We start from the raw sequence: 16058 nt of genomic DNA on the forward strand, positions 1-16058 counted from the left end.
CGGGGCGTTATGATCCCGACCTTGAGGCAGTATTGATGGTTTTTCCCGAGCGGTTTTCGAACCTACCGGCTTATGCATTTCCGCGTTTGCGGAGCTTGTTGGACGCCCATGCGCCCGGCGGCGACGTGGTGCATATGACCATTGGTGAGCCCAAACACGCGTTTCCCCAATGGGTTACGGATGTGATTGTCGAAAATGCGACCCTTTTCAACAGCTATCCCCAGAACGAAGGCACCGACGCCCTGCGTGGCGCGATCACCGACTGGATCGGGCAGAGGTACGGCGTTTCGATGGATCCTGACCGCAATGTCCTTGCTCTGAACGGCACACGCGAGGGTCTGTACAACGCGGCCATGGCCCTGTGCCCGGAACAGAAGAACGGCAAACAGCCCGTCATTCTGACGCCAAACCCGTTTTACCAAGTTTACATGGTTGCCGCGCTGTCGGTGGGGGCCGAACCGGTGTTCGTATCCGCAACTGCGGCGACGGGGCATCTGCCCGATTTCGCATCGCTGTCGCCGGACGTTTTGAACCGCACGGCCATCGTCTACATCTGTTCTCCGGCCAACCCGCAAGGGGCCGTGGCCAGCCGCGCCTACTGGACCCAGTTGATCCAATTGGCCGAACAGTATGATTTCCGCATTTTCGCGGATGAATGTTATTGCGAGATTTATCGCGACACGCCGCCTGTTGGCGCGCTTGAGGTCGCGCGCGATCTGAATGCTGACCCCGAGCGGGTCACGGTGTTTCATTCCCTGTCCAAACGGTCGAACCTGCCCGGATTGCGGTCCGGGTTCGTGGCTGGCGGGCCGCAAACGATTGCCGCGATGAAACAGCTGCGCGCCTATGCCGGAGCTCCTTTGCCGGGGCCGTTGCAGGCCGCCGCCGCCGCCGTGTGGGCCGACGAGGCGCATGTCCGCGAGAACCGCGCCCTCTACCAGGAGAAATACGACGTCGCTGATGACGTATTTCAGTCCGTACAGGGGTATCAGCCGCCCGAAGCCGGTTTTTTCCTGTGGCTTCCGGTCGAGGATGGCGAAACGGCAGCATTGAAGCTGTGGCAGGAAACGGGGGTCCGGGTTTTGCCGGGCGCCTATCTTGCGCAGGGCAAACCGGGGGAAAACCCCGGAACAGGATTTATCCGGGTCGCGATGGTGGCCCCAAAAGAAGACATGCAGCGCGGGCTGATCACGCTTCGCGACTGTTTGTACAAGTAAGACCGAGGGTAGGCATGGCATCATATCACACACGCAGCCGCGATCCGCTTCTGGACAGCAACATGCAGGCGGCCATTGAAAAACGAAGCAAGGAACTGATCGGCATTCTGCTGATCGGTCTGGGCCTCGCGGCGGCGGCGATGATCGGATCCTATACTCCGGACGATCCCAACTGGATGGTGTCGACGGACGCGCCGGTGCAGAACTGGCTCGGCGCGATCGGGGCCTCGATCGCAGCACCCCTGTTCATGATCGTGGGCTGGGGCAGCTGGGGCATTGCCCTTGTTCTGCTGGTCTGGGGATTGCGATTTGCCTTTCACTCCGGGTCGGACCGGGCGGTTGGCCGCCTGATCTTTGCCCCGATCGCGATTGCCTTCGCGTCAATCTATGCCGCGACGCTGGTGCCGGGCGACTTGTGGCGCACGACGCACAGTTTTGGACTTGGCGGACTGTTTGGCGACACGGTCATGGGGGCAATGCTGACCCTTTTGCCGGTCGGATCGCACCTGATGGTCAAGCTGACGTCGCTTATCATGGCGCTGGCGATGGTATCTCTGGGCGTGTTTGTTCTGGGCTTTACCCGGCCCGAAATCAATCGCGGTCTTCGCTTTGCGCTGATCGGCGTTGTCATGGCTTATGGCGGTGTTCTTACCCTGTTGGGCCGTGGGGGCCGTGCAACGGCGGCGGCCCTGCGTAATAAAAGCGCCCGCATCGCCGAGCGCCGCGAAGAGGCGCGCATTGCACGCCAAGAGGCGCTTGCCGCGGATGAAGCGGCCTATGCCGCACAGGCCGAGGCGCTGCCGCAAGGGTTTGAACCGATTGAAATCGTATCGCAGCGCGCCGAAGAACCGGCCGAGCGTGGCAGTTTCCTGTCGCGGATGCCCGCGCTGATCCGTCGGCCCGATCCGATGCCGGAACCCGAACTGGTCGAACCCGAAGCACCCGAATACGACGCCGAAATGCCCGGCGATGACCGTATCCGCGCTAAGATCGCCGATGTCATCAAGTCGCGCACACGCGGCGACCATCCGCCCGAGCCGGACCCGAATTACCCGTTGACCAAGGGGCGCGGTCGGGGGCCCGATCCGTTGTTGCTGAACCGAACCGGCCCGGTCGAATTGCCGCCTGAACCGCCGGTGACAAGCGCGCAGATGGGTCAGGCCGGGGCGCCGGTCCCGTCCGCACCCGAGGCCGCGCTGGCCGATGCCGATCAGGGCCTGCCCCTGGCGGAGCAGCCCCAGGTTGCGCCCATTCCCGTGGCCGAGCCGCGCACCGTTGTTCAGAACCCGCCGCGCAAGGCCCCCGCGCCGTCGCGCCGTGCCAAGGCCGAGGCCCAGCCGACGCTGGCGTTCGAAGACAATGCGACCGATTTTGAATTGCCACCGCTGAACCTTTTGGCGAACCCGTCCGAGATCAAGCGCCATCATCTGAGCGATGAGGCATTGGCCGAAAACGCCCGGATGCTGGAAAGTGTTCTGGATGATTACGGCGTGAAGGGCGAAATCGTTTCGGTCCGTCCCGGCCCCGTCGTCACCATGTACGAACTGGAACCGGCGCCGGGCCTCAAGGCGAGCCGGGTGATCGGCCTGTCTGACGATATCGCGCGGTCGATGATGGCCCTGTCGGCGCGTGTGTCGACTGTGCCTGGCCGCTCGGTCATTGGGATCGAACTGCCCAATGAAAACCGCGAAAAGGTGGTTCTGCGTGAAATCCTGGCCAGCCGCGATTTCGGCGACAGCAACATGAGCCTGCCTCTGGCGCTGGGCAAGGACATCGGCGGTGACGCGGTTGTCGCCAACCTTGCCAAGATGCCCCACCTGCTGATCGCCGGGACGACCGGCTCGGGCAAGTCGGTGGCGATCAACACGATGATCCTGTCGCTGCTTTACAAGCTGACACCGGAAGAATGCCGGCTGATCATGATCGACCCCAAGATGCTGGAACTGTCGGTCTATGACGGCATTCCGCACCTGTTGTCGCCGGTTGTGACCGATCCGAAAAAGGCGGTTGTCGCGCTCAAGTGGACGGTCGGTGAAATGGAAGACCGGTATCGCAAGATGTCCAAGATGGGCGTGCGAAACATCGAAGGGTACAATGGCCGGGTCAAGGACGCTTTGGCCAAGGGCGAAATGTTCAGCCGCACAGTGCAGACCGGATTTGACGACGAAACTGGTGAACCCATTTTCGAGACTGAAGAATTCGCACCCGAAGCGATGCCCTTTATCGTTGTGATCGTCGATGAGATGGCCGACCTGATGATGGTTGCGGGCAAAGAGATCGAAGCCTGTATTCAGCGCCTGGCGCAGATGGCCCGGGCCTCGGGCATTCACCTGATCATGGCGACTCAGCGTCCTTCGGTGGATGTGATCACCGGTACGATCAAGGCCAATTTCCCCACCCGGATTTCGTTCCAGGTGACCAGCAAGATCGACAGCCGCACCATCCTGGGTGAAATGGGGGCCGAACAGCTGCTCGGCATGGGGGACATGCTGTACATGGCCGGCGGTGCCAAGATCACCCGCTGCCATGGCCCGTTCGTGTCCGACGAAGAGGTCGAGGAAATCGTCAACCACCTCAAGGCATTCGGTCCGCCGTCCTATGTGAATACGGTTCTGGAAGGCCCTGATGACGACAGCGCCAGCGACATCGATCTAGTTCTGGGTCTGGGCGGAAATACCGACGGCGAGGATGCCCTATATGACACGGCTGTGCAGATCGTGATCAAAGATCGCAAATGTTCGACCAGCTATATCCAGCGCAAACTGGCCATCGGGTACAACAAGGCCGCGCGCCTGGTTGAGCAGATGGAGGAAGAGGGGTTGGTCTCGCCGGCGAACCACGTCGGAAAGCGCGAGATTTTGGTGCCCGAACAACACTAGCGACGGGTTTTATTTGCGGCGAGGATGATTATCTAGGCGTCATGAAACAGATCATCCGGATATGCGTTTTCGCCGCATCTGCGACCCTTGCCACGTCGGCATGGGCCCAGGACAAATTGCCCCTGTCGGCAATTTCCAAGTATCTCAACGGGTTGAACACTGCGCAAAGCACGTTCACCCAGTATAACGATGACGGGTCACGGTCGACCGGAACGGTTTATCTGAAACGTCCGGGGCGCATGCGGTTTGAATACGACCCGCCCAACAAGGCGGTTGTCGTGGCCGGCGGCGGTACGGTGATCATTCACGATCCCAAGTCGAACCAACCGTCCGAGACATATCCGCTCAAGCGCACGCCGCTGTCGATCATTCTGGCGCGCAAAGTCGATCTGGACCGCGCCAACATGGTCGTTGGTCATTCCTTTGACGGCAAATCCACCGTAGTGCGCGCCCAGGACCCTGAAAACAGGGAATACGGTCACATTGACCTGATGTTTTCTGGCAATCCGGTTGCCCTGCGCCAGTGGATCATCACCGACGGCCAGGGCGGGCGCACCGCCGTGGTCCTGAACGGGCTGAAACAGGGCGGATCGCTGAGCGACAACCTGTTCAATACCCAGACCGCATCCGAGCGTCCGCGAGACCGTTAAACAGGCTCAAAAGGCGCGGCAGCTCGCCAACTGCGCGTTGTAGAGAACGGCGCGCGCCTCGACCTCGGCGGCGACACGAACCAGCCAGCTTTTGCTGCGGTAACTGCCGCGCGAAAACCCGGTGTGGCCTTCGTGATAGGCCAGATACTGGTTCCGCGCGTCGCTGAGTGAAATACCGTTCCTGTCCCGGCTCTGGTTCATGTACCAGCCCATGAAATCGGTCGCATCGCGGATATTGTCCCGCTTGGCGCCATAGCGCCCCGTGGCGCGGCGGTATTCGTCCCAGGTGCCGTCCAGCGCCTGACTATAGCCGAACGCGCTGCTTTGGCGGCCCATCGGGATCACCCCCAGTACATAGCGGAATGGGGTTCGCGCATCGCCGCGGAATTTGCTCTCCTGATAGATCGTTGCCATCTGCACTGCCGCCGGCACGCCCCACTTGCGCTGGGTCGCCTTGAACGCCTTGACGTATTGCGGCCGCTGCGACGCAATGCTGCACGCATTATCCAGGTTACGCGGAGGCGCCTGATAGCCACCACCGCAAGACGCTACCATCAACGTCAGAATCATAACGCAAAGAGTTCTGCTCATCTGCCTCTTGCCTTTGTTTTTTTGACAAGTTTACAGGATCGTGGCGCGTTCGCAAATCACATTCAGCCGGAAATGGCCAATGGAGCGCCCGCACGTGCCCGGTTGGTTCGGAACGGTCACAAACGGCCCCCGGCAATTTCGCCTTTTGCCCGGTGGGTTTTGGCGTTACAACCCTTGGTTTTCAGGCTGACTGTCAAGCCAAGGTTCACAGACTGTTTCCGTGATTTGAGGCCTAACTATTGGACAATTCAGGAATAAATCGGTTAATATGTTCGCTAGGGGCTGCGAGATATGTTGAAGACGCGCGCAAAATATAACCTCGGGCAAGTTGTCCGTCACAAGAAACACCCGTTTCGCGGGGTGGTTTTTGATGTCGATCCCGAATTTGCCAATACCGACGAATGGTACGAAGCAATTCCCGAGGACAGCCGCCCGAAAAAGAAACAGCCCTTCTACCATCTTCTGGCTGAAAACGACCAAAGCTATTACGTGGCTTACGTTTCGGAACAAAATCTAGTGGCTGATTACTCGGGCGAGCCGGTCGACCACCCCGATATTCCAGACATGTTCGGCCCGTTCGATGACGGGTTCTATCCCCTACATTTCCACTTGAATTGAACCGGGCCGCGGCCCCGGGTCAGTATCCCAGCGCGCAGCCATCCTTGCGCGGATCGCTTGCCCCCTCCAGAACCCCGCCCTCGTGAATCCGGATTGCCTGAGCGCCGCCAAGAGGCGCTTTGGGGATTTCAACGGAATGACCCATGTCAGTCAGCGCGGCGCAAACGGTTTCGGCATATCCCCGCTCAACCTTCATCACGCCGGCATCCGAGAAACAGCGTGGGGCATCCAGCGCCGTTTGCAGGTCCAGACCGAAATCAACCAGATTGCTGGCAAAACGGGCGTGCCCGGTTGGTTGGTAGGCGCCCCCCATCACGCCAAAGGGCGTCGTGACGCGGCCATTTTCGCGCAGCATGCCGGGGATGATCGTGTGCATCGGCCGTTTGCCCCCGGCCAGTTCGTTGGGGTGCCCCTGTTCCAGCGAAAAACCGGCGCCGCGGTTCTGGAACAGGATGCCGAATTTGTCCGATGCGATGCCCGATCCGAACCCGTGGAAGATGGAATAGATTAGCGACACGGCCATGCGGTCCTTGTCGACAACGGTGATATAGATCGTGTCCTTGTGCACTGCTTCGGTGATGGGCGCGGCGGCGGGCATGGCCCGGGCCGGATCAATCAGGGCGGCCAGTTGCGCCGCTGTTTCAGGCGCCAGCATATGGTCGAGCCGGGTGGTATAGTCGGCATCGGCCAGAAACCGGTTGCGCGCGTCATAGGCCAGCTTGGCGGCTTCGGCTTCGATATGGGCGCGCTGTGCGCCCCATGGGTCCATCGCGGCGATGTCGAAATGGGACAGGATATTGAGCAGCAGAATGGCGGTTGCACCCTGACCGTTTGGCGGGTGCTCGACCAGATCGACCCCTTTGTAGGGTCCGCTGACCGGGACCGTGGGGGTGCAGGCGGTTGCCGAAAAATCTTCCAGGCTGTGCAGGCCGCCCTGCTTGTTCAGGCTGTCGACCATGTCCTGGGCGATTTCACCGGTATAGAACGCGTCGCGCCCGTCGCGCGCGACGCGGCGCAGGACGTCGGCCTGGCCGGAGGCGCGAAACAGTTGGCCGATCGCGGGCGGTTTGCCATCAAGCAGAAAAATGTCGCGCGCCCGTCCCTGCAAGGCGCCGACCTCGTTGTTCCAGTCAAAGGCCACGCGCGGGGCGACCGGGACGCCTTGTTCGGCATAATGGATCGCCGGGGCCAGCAAGGTTTCGATGCCCAGTTTGCCTGCGGTTTCGGACAGGTGACAAAACGCATCCATTGCGCCGGGCACGGTCACTGAGTCGACGCTGCGCAGAGGAACTTTCGCATGGCCCTGATCGCGCAACGCCTGCGCGCTGGCGGCGGCAGGGGCGCGGCCCGATCCGTTCAGGGCCTTGATTTCGTCACTGCCGGGCTGGGTATAGAGGACAAAACAGTCGCCGCCGATCCCGGTCATCTGGGGTTCGCATATGCCCAGAACAACGGCCCCTGCGATCGCGGCATCCATGGCGTTGCCGCCCCGTTTGAGGATATCGATGGCGGTTTGCGCAGCCAGCGGATGGGACGTGGCGCACATGCCGTTGCTGGCCAGAACGGCCGACCGGCCGGGCAAGTGAAAATCGCGCATGTTCGTAGTCTCCCCAAGTGGTGTCGCGTGCGAACACTAGGGGGCGGCAGGACGAATGCCAATGCGGTTTGGATGCTTTGGGAGAAGTCCTCGACGCCACGCACTGGGTGGGGGCAAAAAAGCGCAGCGTCGAGGGAAGCCATATGCAGCTACGAGTTCTGTATGGCGGTTGTTTCAGGCAGCAGTTTGAAACGATTAGGGCGCTTTTGGGGCAGGGTCTGAAACAGATAGGGAAGAACGGATGTGATGTAAGGCTTTGTGAAAAATAGCTAATAATCAAACATTTCGATTGACAGGGGCATTTCCCTCCACGTGCCAGAACCGTCTGTTAACTGAGAAACCCGCTTCCCAATGGTGGGGGCGGGCGATCGGGCCTTTGGTGTGCCGGATTCATGTTAGGTGCCGGTCAAACCCGTGCGGAATCGAATCTGAACTCAAGACACAGCCGGTTGCACCCGCATCTGCGATCATAGGACAGGCGGTCTGTCAGTTGTCGGATCAGGAACCATCCGAACCCGCCTTCGGGCAGGGTTTCGCGTGGGCCAGACACGTCGGCCCGAGCTGGGTCGGGCGTGGTGGCATCGGGCAAGGGCGCGCCCCGGTCAAACAGGTTCAGCCGCAGGGAATTCGGAGTCAGATGGCTGATGATATGCACCATCCCCGGAGCGGTATCCGCATAAGCATGTTCGACGATATTGTTCACCGCTTCGGCCAGCGCGATTTCGATGCTGCCCAACCGGTCCTGAGCGAGGCCAAGGTCCTGCAGCCGCACCATCACCTGCGCGATCCCGGCCCGCGCGTCCAGTTCCGTGGCGTTGAAATCTATGCGGCCCGCTCGGGTCATTTGCGACCATCCTTCTGGATTGGCGATGCGCTGATCATCCGCTCAGCTGTGGCCTGCGGCGATAGCATCGTCCAGCGTACCGAAGAGATTGAACACCGTGTCCATCCGCGTCAGGCGAAACACCTTGTCGACCGTCGGGGTCAGGCCCGCCAAGTCCAGCTTGCGGTGATCGTCCAGCTGTTTCATCGCCGCGACGATCGCACCCAGCCCGCTGGAATCGATGAACTCGACCGAGGACAGGTCAAGGATGACCCGATCAGGTCCGGTTTCGGTTTCGCGGCGCATGTCTTCCTTGAATTGAATGGCTATGGCCGCGTCGATGCGCGGCGTGTTGACCGTCACGATATGGGCGGTGTCCGTTACGGTGCTGGTCAGACTCATGCTGGTGTCCTTGCTTGCCATCGGGAAAGTGTTGGGTCAGGCTAAGCGCGAAATATTACCAATCGGTATTCAGGCGCAGAATCGTGGAGGAATGCACATGAAAGAGGTTGTCATCGCCGGGGCCGCCCGCACGCCCATGGGCGGGTTCCAGGGGGTTTTCGACGGGGTCAGTGCCGCCGACCTGGGGGGCACGGCCATACGTGCCGCGATGGCGGGCGCCGGGGTTAAAACCGTGGATGAGGTTCTTATGGGCTGTGTTCTGCCCGCTGGTCAGGGGCAGGCCCCTGCGCGTCAGGCCGGGTTCGCCGCGGGCCTTGGCGAAGAGGTGCCGGCAACGACCCTGAACAAGATGTGCGGTTCCGGGATGAAGGCGGCGATGATCGGGTTCGACCAGATCGCGCTGGGCCAGAACGACGTGATGGTGACGGGCGGCATGGAAAGCATGTCGAATGCGCCTTACCTGCTGCCCAAGATGCGCGGCGGGGCGCGGATCGGGCATCAGCAGGTAGTGGACCACATGTTCCTCGACGGGCTTGAAGATGCCTATGACAAGGGCCGCCTGATGGGTACCTTTGCCGAGGACTGCGCCAAGTCGTTCCAGTTCACCCGCGAGGCGCAGGACCAGTATGCGCTGGCCTCACTCTCCAACGCGCTTGATGCCGAACGCAGCGGTGCTTTTGCCGATGAAATCACGCCGTTTACCGTGCATGCCCGCACCGGCGAAGAGGTGATCACGACCGACGAACAGCCAGCCAAGGCGCGGCCCGAGAAAATCCCGATGCTAAAACCGGCCTTTCGCAAGGACGGGACCGTGACGGCAGCCAATTCATCGTCCATTTCGGATGGTGCGGCGGCTCTGGTTCTCGCCTCGCGCGAGGTGGCCGAGGAGCGCGGCATGACCATCCGTGCCCGCATTCTGGGCCACGCGAGCCACGCCCATGCGCCATCTCTGTTTCCGACCGCGCCGGTGCCTGCGGCACGCAAGTTGCTGGACCGGTTGGGGTGGGACAAGAACGACGTTGACCTTTGGGAGGTGAACGAGGCCTTTGCCGTCGTGCCCATGGCCTTCATGCAGGAAATGGGCCTGCCGCGGGACATTGTGAACGTCAACGGTGGGGCCTGTGCATTGGGCCATCCCATCGGGGCGTCGGGGGCGCGGATCATGGTCACACTGTTGAACGCGCTGGAAAAACGCGATCTCAAACGTGGTGTCGCGGCCATCTGCATCGGCGGCGGCGAAGGGACGGCCATCGCGATCGAGCGGGTCTGAGGTGCAGGGCAGTGCGGCCGCAGGGCTTGGGCGCTTGCCGTGCTGCGGTGGCAGGTTGGCAGCATGAAAGCTGACTATGCCACCCTGGCCAAAACCATTGCCGCGCTGACCGAAGGCGAAAGCGATCAGGTCGCCCTGATGGCAACGATCGCGTGCGAAGTGCACCATGCGGATGACCGGTTCGACTGGACCGGATTTTATCGCGTTACCGGGCCTGAACTGTTGAAAATCGGACCGTATCAGGGTGGGCACGGGTGTCTGACCATCCCGTTTTCGCGCGGGGTGTGCGGTGCCGCGGCGCGCACGGGGCAGGTGCAACTGGTCCCGGATGTTGAGGCCTTTCCGGGGCATATCGCCTGTGCCTCTTCGACCCGGTCGGAACTGGTTCTGCCTGTGTTTGACGGCGCTGGCCAAGTCATCGCGGTCTTTGACATCGACAGCGATCAGCCGGATGCTTTCGACGAAAGGGACGCAGCGGAACTGGGCGGTATTCTTGCCCGCGTGTTTTCAGGTGCGTGAAAAAACGCTTTGAATTTTCACCGACTCGGTGCAGCGTGAAATTAGAGCAGGCATTTTCACGGGTTGTTGGGGCATGTATCACGGCCAGTCGCATAGCGGAACGCTTGGCGCGGATTTGCGCGCCCTGCGCAAGACGCGCGGTTTGACGCTGAGCGACCTTGGCGCACGTCTGGATCGGTCTGTCGGGTGGTTGTCCCAGGTCGAGCGGAACCTGTCCGAACCGTCCATCACCGATCTGCGCCACATCGCGGCAGAGCTGGACGTGCCGGTTTCGATGCTGTTCGGTCAGGCCTCGGCCCCCGCAGAGGAGGCGGGGCTTATCGTGCGCCGGGGCGCGCGCCGACCCATCGGATCGGGCGCGGCGGGATTGGTCGAGGAACTGCTTTCTCCGGATCTGACGGATGATTTCGAAATGGTGCATTCAACTTTTCAGCCCCACGCCGAAATCGCAGATCCGGTCATTCGCCCCACGCAGGAGGTTGGATATCTGATTTCCGGCCATCTGGACATCGAGATCGCGGAAATCACGCATCACCTGAACCCCGGCGACAGTTTCCGCATCCGTGGCGAGCCGTTCCGCTGGCGCAACCCCCATGATCGCCCGGCGGTGGCGATCTGGGTCATCGCACCGCCGGTCTACTGATGAACAAAAAGGTATTCGTATCCATTTTGGTATCGGGGTTCCTCGTGTTTTGGGTAACCGGCATGGTAACTGCGCTGTCATCCGGAGGCTGCCGCACAGGACTGAGCACTCCAGAGCGTACTGACCGGGCGTGTCACCTGAGCAAAATCGGCCTGGCTTTGTTCCGAAAGATTGGAGAGCCGCGAAGGTCGAGTGATGCTGAGCTCTACATTGGATATGCGGTGGCAAGCTTGCGTTCAGGCGATGCAGAGACGGCTGAGGAAGAATTCCGATATGCCTATAAAATGGGTCGCAAGTCGCGCGATAAAGTCGAGCTCAAGTCTGGCTTTGAGGTTCCCGGGTCGCTGTTTCATGCAATCGTACGGGTGCACATAGACGAGGTTCCCAGAAATGCCCGGGCAATGTGGTGGGCCATCTTTGAGGAAAAAGACCCGGATCTGGCGACTGCGATCGTGCAGTCCGTACGGCCGAAGGCAGAGCCATGAGTTTCGAGGCCTGGAGCATATTCGCGCTCTTCTGGGTGGTGTTCGTGACCACGCCGGGGCCCAATGCGGTGAACTGCATCACCAATGGCATGAACTTGGGGCTGGCCCGGTCGATGGTCGGGGTGCTGGCCATCCTGACCCAGGCGACCAGTTTTCTGTTCCTGTCGGCACTGGGGATTACGGCGCTGATCGCGGCCTCGCCCACGGCGTTTTTCGTGGCGAAACTGGTCGGGGCGGGGTTTCTGATCTTCCTGGGCGTGCGTGGCTGGGTCATGGCGCGCAGGCCGGTGCGGGTGGACGAACGCCCGGCGCGCCATGTGTATCTGCACGCGCTGGCCATCGCGACGATCAATCCCAAAAGCGTCGCCGGTTATCTGGCCGCGTTTTCACAATTCGTGCAGCCGGGGGTGCCGATCTGGGAGCAGATGGCGGTGATCATGCCGACCGCGCTGGTGATCACAACGCTCAGCTACACAGGGTTCACGGCGCTGGGTGCGGGGATCGGGCGGGCGGCGCTGGGCGCGGTGTTCAACGTTTGGGTGCGCCGGGTCATGGCGGTTTGTTTCATTGTCTACGGTGTGTTGCTCGGGGCCAGCAGCACACCGCAACCGGGGAGGTAGGGGATTGCACAAAGGATCCTGCAACTGCGGCGGTGTCGCGTTTGAACTGGCGGGTGATCTGGCGCCGCCATCGGTGTGTCATTGCACCCAGTGCCGCAAGCAATCGGGCCATGTCTGGGCCTCGACCCATGTACCGCAATCCGCCCTGACGCTGACCGCCGAGGACAGCCTGCGCTGGTACCGGTCCAGCGACACGGCACAGCGCGGGTTCTGCGGCACCTGCGGCGCGTTCCTGTTCTGGAAGCATAATGACGAGGACAACATCTCGGTTTCCATGGGCGCCTTCGACACGCCCACCGGTGTCACGCTGGCCCGCCACATCTTTGTGGCGGACAAGGGTGAGTATTACGATCTGAATGACGGTTTACCGCAAAAAGCACAATAAACGGGGGACAATATGGCCGAATTTCCGACACAGGCCCGTGTGGTCATCATTGGCGGCGGCGCGGTGGGGGCCTCGGGCCTGTATCACCTGGCCAAGGCGGGGTGGACCGATTGCGTTCTGCTGGAAAAGAACGAACTGACCGCCGGGTCTACATGGCACGCGGCGGGCAATGTTCCGACGTTTTCAACCTCGTGGTCGATCATGAACCTCCAGCGCTACTCGACCGAACTTTACCGCGATCTGGGCGCGCTGGTGGATTATCCGATGAACTACCACGTCACCGGGTCGATCCGGCTGGCCCATTCGGACGAACGTATGCAGGAGTTTCAGCGCGCCAGGGGGATGGGGCGGTATCAGGGGATGGATATCGACATTCTGGGCGTTGATGAGATTTCGGGGCGCTATCCGTTCATCGAAACCCATGACCTCAAGGGTGCGCTTTATGACCCCAACGACGGCGATATCGACCCTGCGCAGCTGACCCAGGCGCTGGCCAAGGGCGCGCGCGACATGGGCGCGCGGATCGAACGGTTCTGCCCCGCCACCGGTATCAGCCGCGAGGGCGACGATTGGATCGTGCATACGGACAAGGGCGATATCCGCTGCGAATACGTGGTCAACGCCGCCGGATATTACGCACAGCGCGTCGGCGAATGGTTCAAACCCTATGGCGGGCGCACCGTGCCGATGATGGTGATGAGCCATCAATACATGCTGACCGACGAAATCCCCGAGCTTGAGGCATGGACACGCGAACAGGGGCACAAGCTGCCGCTTTTGCGGGATGTGGACAGTTCGTACTACCTGCGGCAGGAAAAGGCGGGGCTGAACCTTGGCCCCTATGAGCGTAACTGCCGTGCCCACTGGGTGCAGCCAGACGACCCGATGCCCGAGGATTTCAGCTTTCAGCTCTATCCCGACGATCTGGAACGGCTGGAGTGGTATCTTGAGGACGCAATGGCTCGCGTGCCGCTGTTGGGCACTGCGGGGGTGAACAAGGTCATCAACGGCCCGATCCCCTATGCGCCCGATGGTCTGCCGTTGCTGGGGCCGATGCCGGGTGTGCGCAACGCGTTCGAGGCCTGTGTCTTTACATTCGGCATCGCGCAGGCGGGGGGCGCGGGCAAGGTTCTGGCCGAATGGGTGACCGAGGGGCAGACCGAATGGGACATGTGGTCCTGCGATCCGCGCCGCTATACCGATTACACCGACCGTGACTATTGCATCGCCAAGGGGGAGGAGGTGTATGGCCACGAATACGCCATGCATTTCCCGCATCATGAATGGCCTGCGGGGCGCGACAGGAAACTTTCGCCGGTGCATGATCGCGTCAGGGATCTCGGCGGCGTGATGGGCGCCTATAACGGGTGGGAGCGGGCAAACTGGTTCGCGCAGCCCGGCGATGACCTGTCCGAAGAGGCGACCCAGACCTGGAACCGCGACGGCCCCTGGGCCGTGCGGATCAAAGAGGAATGCAAGGTCGTGCGCGATGGCTGCGGCGTGCTGGATCTGCCCGGTTTTTCCCGGTTCAACCTGTCCGGCCCCGGCGCGGCGGACTGGCTGTTGTCGCGCATTGCAGGTGTCCTGCCCAAGGTGGACCGGATGAACCTGGCCTATTTTGCGGATGACCGGGGCCGCATCCTGACCGAGATGAGCGTGATGCGCCACGGGCCCGATCATTTCACGTTGATAACAGCCGCCACCGCGCAGTGGCACGATCGCGATGTTCTGGCCCGCGATCTGCCCGATCATCTGACCCTGACCGATCACACGCGCGATTTTTCCACGCTGATCGTGACCGGTCCGAAGACCCGCGACCTGTTTGAACAGATCGGCACACAGGCGGACCTGACCCTGCCGTGGCTTTCAATCCAGAGGGCAAGTATCGGCGACATCGACTGTGCGCTGGCGCGGGTGTCTTTTGCCGGCGAACTGGGCTGGGAAATCCACGCCGCAAACGGGGATATTCCATCGCTCTATGACAGGGTTCTGGCCGCTGGGGCCAAACCGTTTGGCATGTATGCGCTGGATTCCCTGCGGATCGAAAAAGGATACCGCGCCTGGAAGGGCGATTTGTCTACTGACTACACCCTGCTTGAGGGCGGATTGGACCGGTTCGTGAAATTGGACAAGCCTCAGGATTTTCCCGGCAAGGCGGCGATGCTGGCGGAACAACAGCGCGGCGTGTCCAAGCGGTTTGTCACGCTGGTCGTCGATGCGGACAAGGCGGATGCGCCGTATATGTCGACCCTGTGGCATGACGGGCAGATCGTCGGGGAAACCACGTCAGGCGCATGGGGGTATCGCGTGAATGCCTCGCTTGCGCTGGGCATGTTGCGGGCCGATCTGGCGCAGCCGGGAACCGAGATCGAAGTCGAGATTTACGGCGAGCGTCGCCGCGCAGTGGTGCAACCGGATGGTCCGATGTGGGACCCAAAGAATGAAAGATTGAAGGCATGAGCAACATCACCCTTTTGGACGGGTCGATTGGTCAGGAACTGGTCAAGCGCAGCAGCAAGCCCGCGACCCCGCTGTGGTCGACGCAGGTGATGATCGACCAGCCCGATCTGGTCGGGCAGGTGCACAGCGATTATTTCGCCGTCGGGGCGACCATCGCCACGACCAACACCTATGCGCTGCACCGCAGCCGGCTGGAACGTGTCGGGATGGAAGACCAGATACCCGCCCTGATCGACACCGCCATGGCACAGGCGAGACAGGCGCGCGAAAATTACAAGCGCGGGCGCATCGCGGGGTCGCTGGGGCCGTTGCTGGCCTCGTACCGGCCCGATCTGAACCCCGACCCGGACGAGGCGGAGCTGAAATTCGGAGAGTTGGTGCAGCTTATGACACCGCGTGTCGATCTTTTCCTGATCGAAACGGTGTCGTCCATACTTGAAGCCGAAGGTGCGCTGCGGGGGACCAGGGAGTGTGGAAAACCTGTCTGGATTGCCCTTTCGGTGCGTGATGATGACGGCACGCGGCTGCGCTCGGGCGAGGCGCTGGGCGATATGGCCCCGCTGATCGACAGGTACAATCCCGAGGCGGTTCTGATCAATTGCGCCCGCCCCGAGGCGGTCCCGGCGGCGTTGGACATCATCAAGGGATTTGGCCGTCCCTTCGGGGCCTATGCCAACGGGTTCAAGCGGATTACCGAGCTGTTTCTCAAGGATGCTCCGACGGTCGATTTGCTTGAAGAACGTTCTGACATGGGGCCCGAAGCCTATGCCGATCACGTCATGGGCTGGGTTGACCAGGGAGCCACGATTGTCGGGGGCTGTTGCGAGGTCGGGCCCGAGCATATCGCCGAGATTGCCCGCAGGCTGTGCGCGGCCGGGCACACCATCGTATGATCGTTT

16 protein-coding genes are annotated in these 16058 nt (G+C 61.4%); 12 read left to right on the plus strand and 4 right to left on the minus strand.

Annotated elements, in window-relative coordinates; all coding sequences use genetic code 11:
• Positions 1-35 precede the first annotated feature (35 nt).
• The 3 genes from ACXYMO_RS07225 to ACXYMO_RS07235 are packed head-to-tail and all read left to right on the plus strand — an operon-like array spanning position 36 to position 4746.
• A complete protein-coding gene (locus ACXYMO_RS07225) occupies positions 36-1217 on the plus strand; it encodes an aminotransferase class I/II-fold pyridoxal phosphate-dependent enzyme (protein ID WP_458878018.1) in 1182 nt (393 codons plus the stop codon).
• 14 nt (positions 1218-1231) lie between these two features.
• Positions 1232-4096 (plus strand): DNA translocase FtsK, encoded by a 2865-nt coding sequence (locus ACXYMO_RS07230; protein WP_458878019.1) that lies wholly within the window; start codon positions 1232-1234, stop codon positions 4094-4096.
• 41 nt (positions 4097-4137) lie between these two features.
• Positions 4138-4746 (plus strand): LolA family protein, encoded by a 609-nt coding sequence (locus ACXYMO_RS07235; protein WP_458878020.1) that lies wholly within the window; start codon positions 4138-4140, stop codon positions 4744-4746.
• Positions 4747-4752: 6 nt separating this feature from the next.
• Here the strand turns inward: ACXYMO_RS07235 and ACXYMO_RS07240 are convergent, their stop codons facing one another.
• The gene (locus tag ACXYMO_RS07240) at positions 4753-5337 is read right to left on the minus strand and encodes a transglycosylase SLT domain-containing protein (protein WP_458878021.1); all 585 of its coding nucleotides are present in this window, start codon (positions 5335-5337) and stop codon (positions 4753-4755) included.
• A gap of 291 nt (positions 5338-5628) precedes the next feature.
• Here ACXYMO_RS07240 and hspQ point away from each other — a divergent pair, with 291 nt between their 5' ends.
• Positions 5629-5955 carry a heat shock protein HspQ gene (hspQ, locus tag ACXYMO_RS07245; protein WP_458878022.1) on the plus strand — a complete coding sequence of 109 codons (327 nt, stop codon included), beginning with the start codon at positions 5629-5631 and terminating at the stop codon, positions 5953-5955.
• 19 nt (positions 5956-5974) lie between these two features.
• Here hspQ and ACXYMO_RS07250 read toward each other — a convergent pair whose 3' ends face one another.
• From ACXYMO_RS07250 to ACXYMO_RS07260, 3 genes are all read right to left on the minus strand, one after another.
• Positions 5975-7552, minus strand: coding sequence for a gamma-glutamyltransferase family protein (locus tag ACXYMO_RS07250; RefSeq protein ID WP_458878023.1), 1578 nt, complete (start codon positions 7550-7552; stop codon positions 5975-5977).
• 406 nt (positions 7553-7958) lie between these two features.
• Positions 7959-8396 carry an ATP-binding protein gene (locus ACXYMO_RS07255; protein ID WP_458878024.1) on the minus strand — a complete coding sequence of 146 codons (438 nt, stop codon included), beginning with the start codon at positions 8394-8396 and terminating at the stop codon, positions 7959-7961.
• Between the two features lie 42 nt (positions 8397-8438).
• Entirely contained in the window at positions 8439-8777 is a 339-nt protein-coding gene (locus ACXYMO_RS07260) for an STAS domain-containing protein (RefSeq protein WP_458878025.1), read from the minus strand.
• Positions 8778-8874: 97 nt separating this feature from the next.
• Between ACXYMO_RS07260 and ACXYMO_RS07265 the strand changes: the two genes are divergently transcribed.
• The 8 genes from ACXYMO_RS07265 (at position 8875) to ACXYMO_RS07300 (ending at position 16052) form a co-directional block, all read left to right on the plus strand.
• Complete coding sequence (locus ACXYMO_RS07265; RefSeq protein ID WP_458878026.1) at positions 8875-10047, plus strand: thiolase family protein; 1173 nt, start codon at positions 8875-8877, stop codon at positions 10045-10047.
• Positions 10048-10110: 63 nt separating this feature from the next.
• A complete protein-coding gene (locus ACXYMO_RS07270; protein WP_458878027.1) occupies positions 10111-10566 on the plus strand; it encodes a GAF domain-containing protein in 456 nt (151 codons plus the stop codon).
• Between the two features lie 73 nt (positions 10567-10639).
• On the plus strand, positions 10640-11209 hold the full coding sequence (locus tag ACXYMO_RS07275) for a helix-turn-helix domain-containing protein (RefSeq protein ID WP_458878028.1): 570 nt from the start codon (positions 10640-10642) through the stop codon (positions 11207-11209).
• Positions 11209-11694: a hypothetical protein gene (locus ACXYMO_RS07280; protein WP_458878029.1), complete on the plus strand. Its 486-nt coding sequence runs from the start codon at positions 11209-11211 to the stop codon at positions 11692-11694. The genes ACXYMO_RS07275 and ACXYMO_RS07280 overlap by 1 nt, the downstream gene beginning before the upstream one ends.
• A complete protein-coding gene (locus tag ACXYMO_RS07285; RefSeq protein WP_458878030.1) occupies positions 11691-12314 on the plus strand; it encodes a LysE family translocator in 624 nt (207 codons plus the stop codon). The genes ACXYMO_RS07280 and ACXYMO_RS07285 overlap by 4 nt, the downstream gene beginning before the upstream one ends.
• Before the next feature lie 4 nt (positions 12315-12318).
• Positions 12319-12699: a GFA family protein gene (locus ACXYMO_RS07290; RefSeq protein WP_458878031.1), complete on the plus strand. Its 381-nt coding sequence runs from the start codon at positions 12319-12321 to the stop codon at positions 12697-12699.
• A gap of 12 nt (positions 12700-12711) precedes the next feature.
• Positions 12712-15159, plus strand: coding sequence for a GcvT family protein (locus tag ACXYMO_RS07295; protein ID WP_458878032.1), 2448 nt, complete (start codon positions 12712-12714; stop codon positions 15157-15159).
• A complete protein-coding gene (locus tag ACXYMO_RS07300; RefSeq protein WP_458878033.1) occupies positions 15156-16052 on the plus strand; it encodes a homocysteine S-methyltransferase family protein in 897 nt (298 codons plus the stop codon). Before ACXYMO_RS07295 ends, ACXYMO_RS07300 begins: the two co-directional genes overlap by 4 nt.
• Positions 16053-16058: the final 6 nt, after the last annotated feature.

This window comes from Arenibacterium sp. CAU 1754 (genome assembly GCF_054482635.1).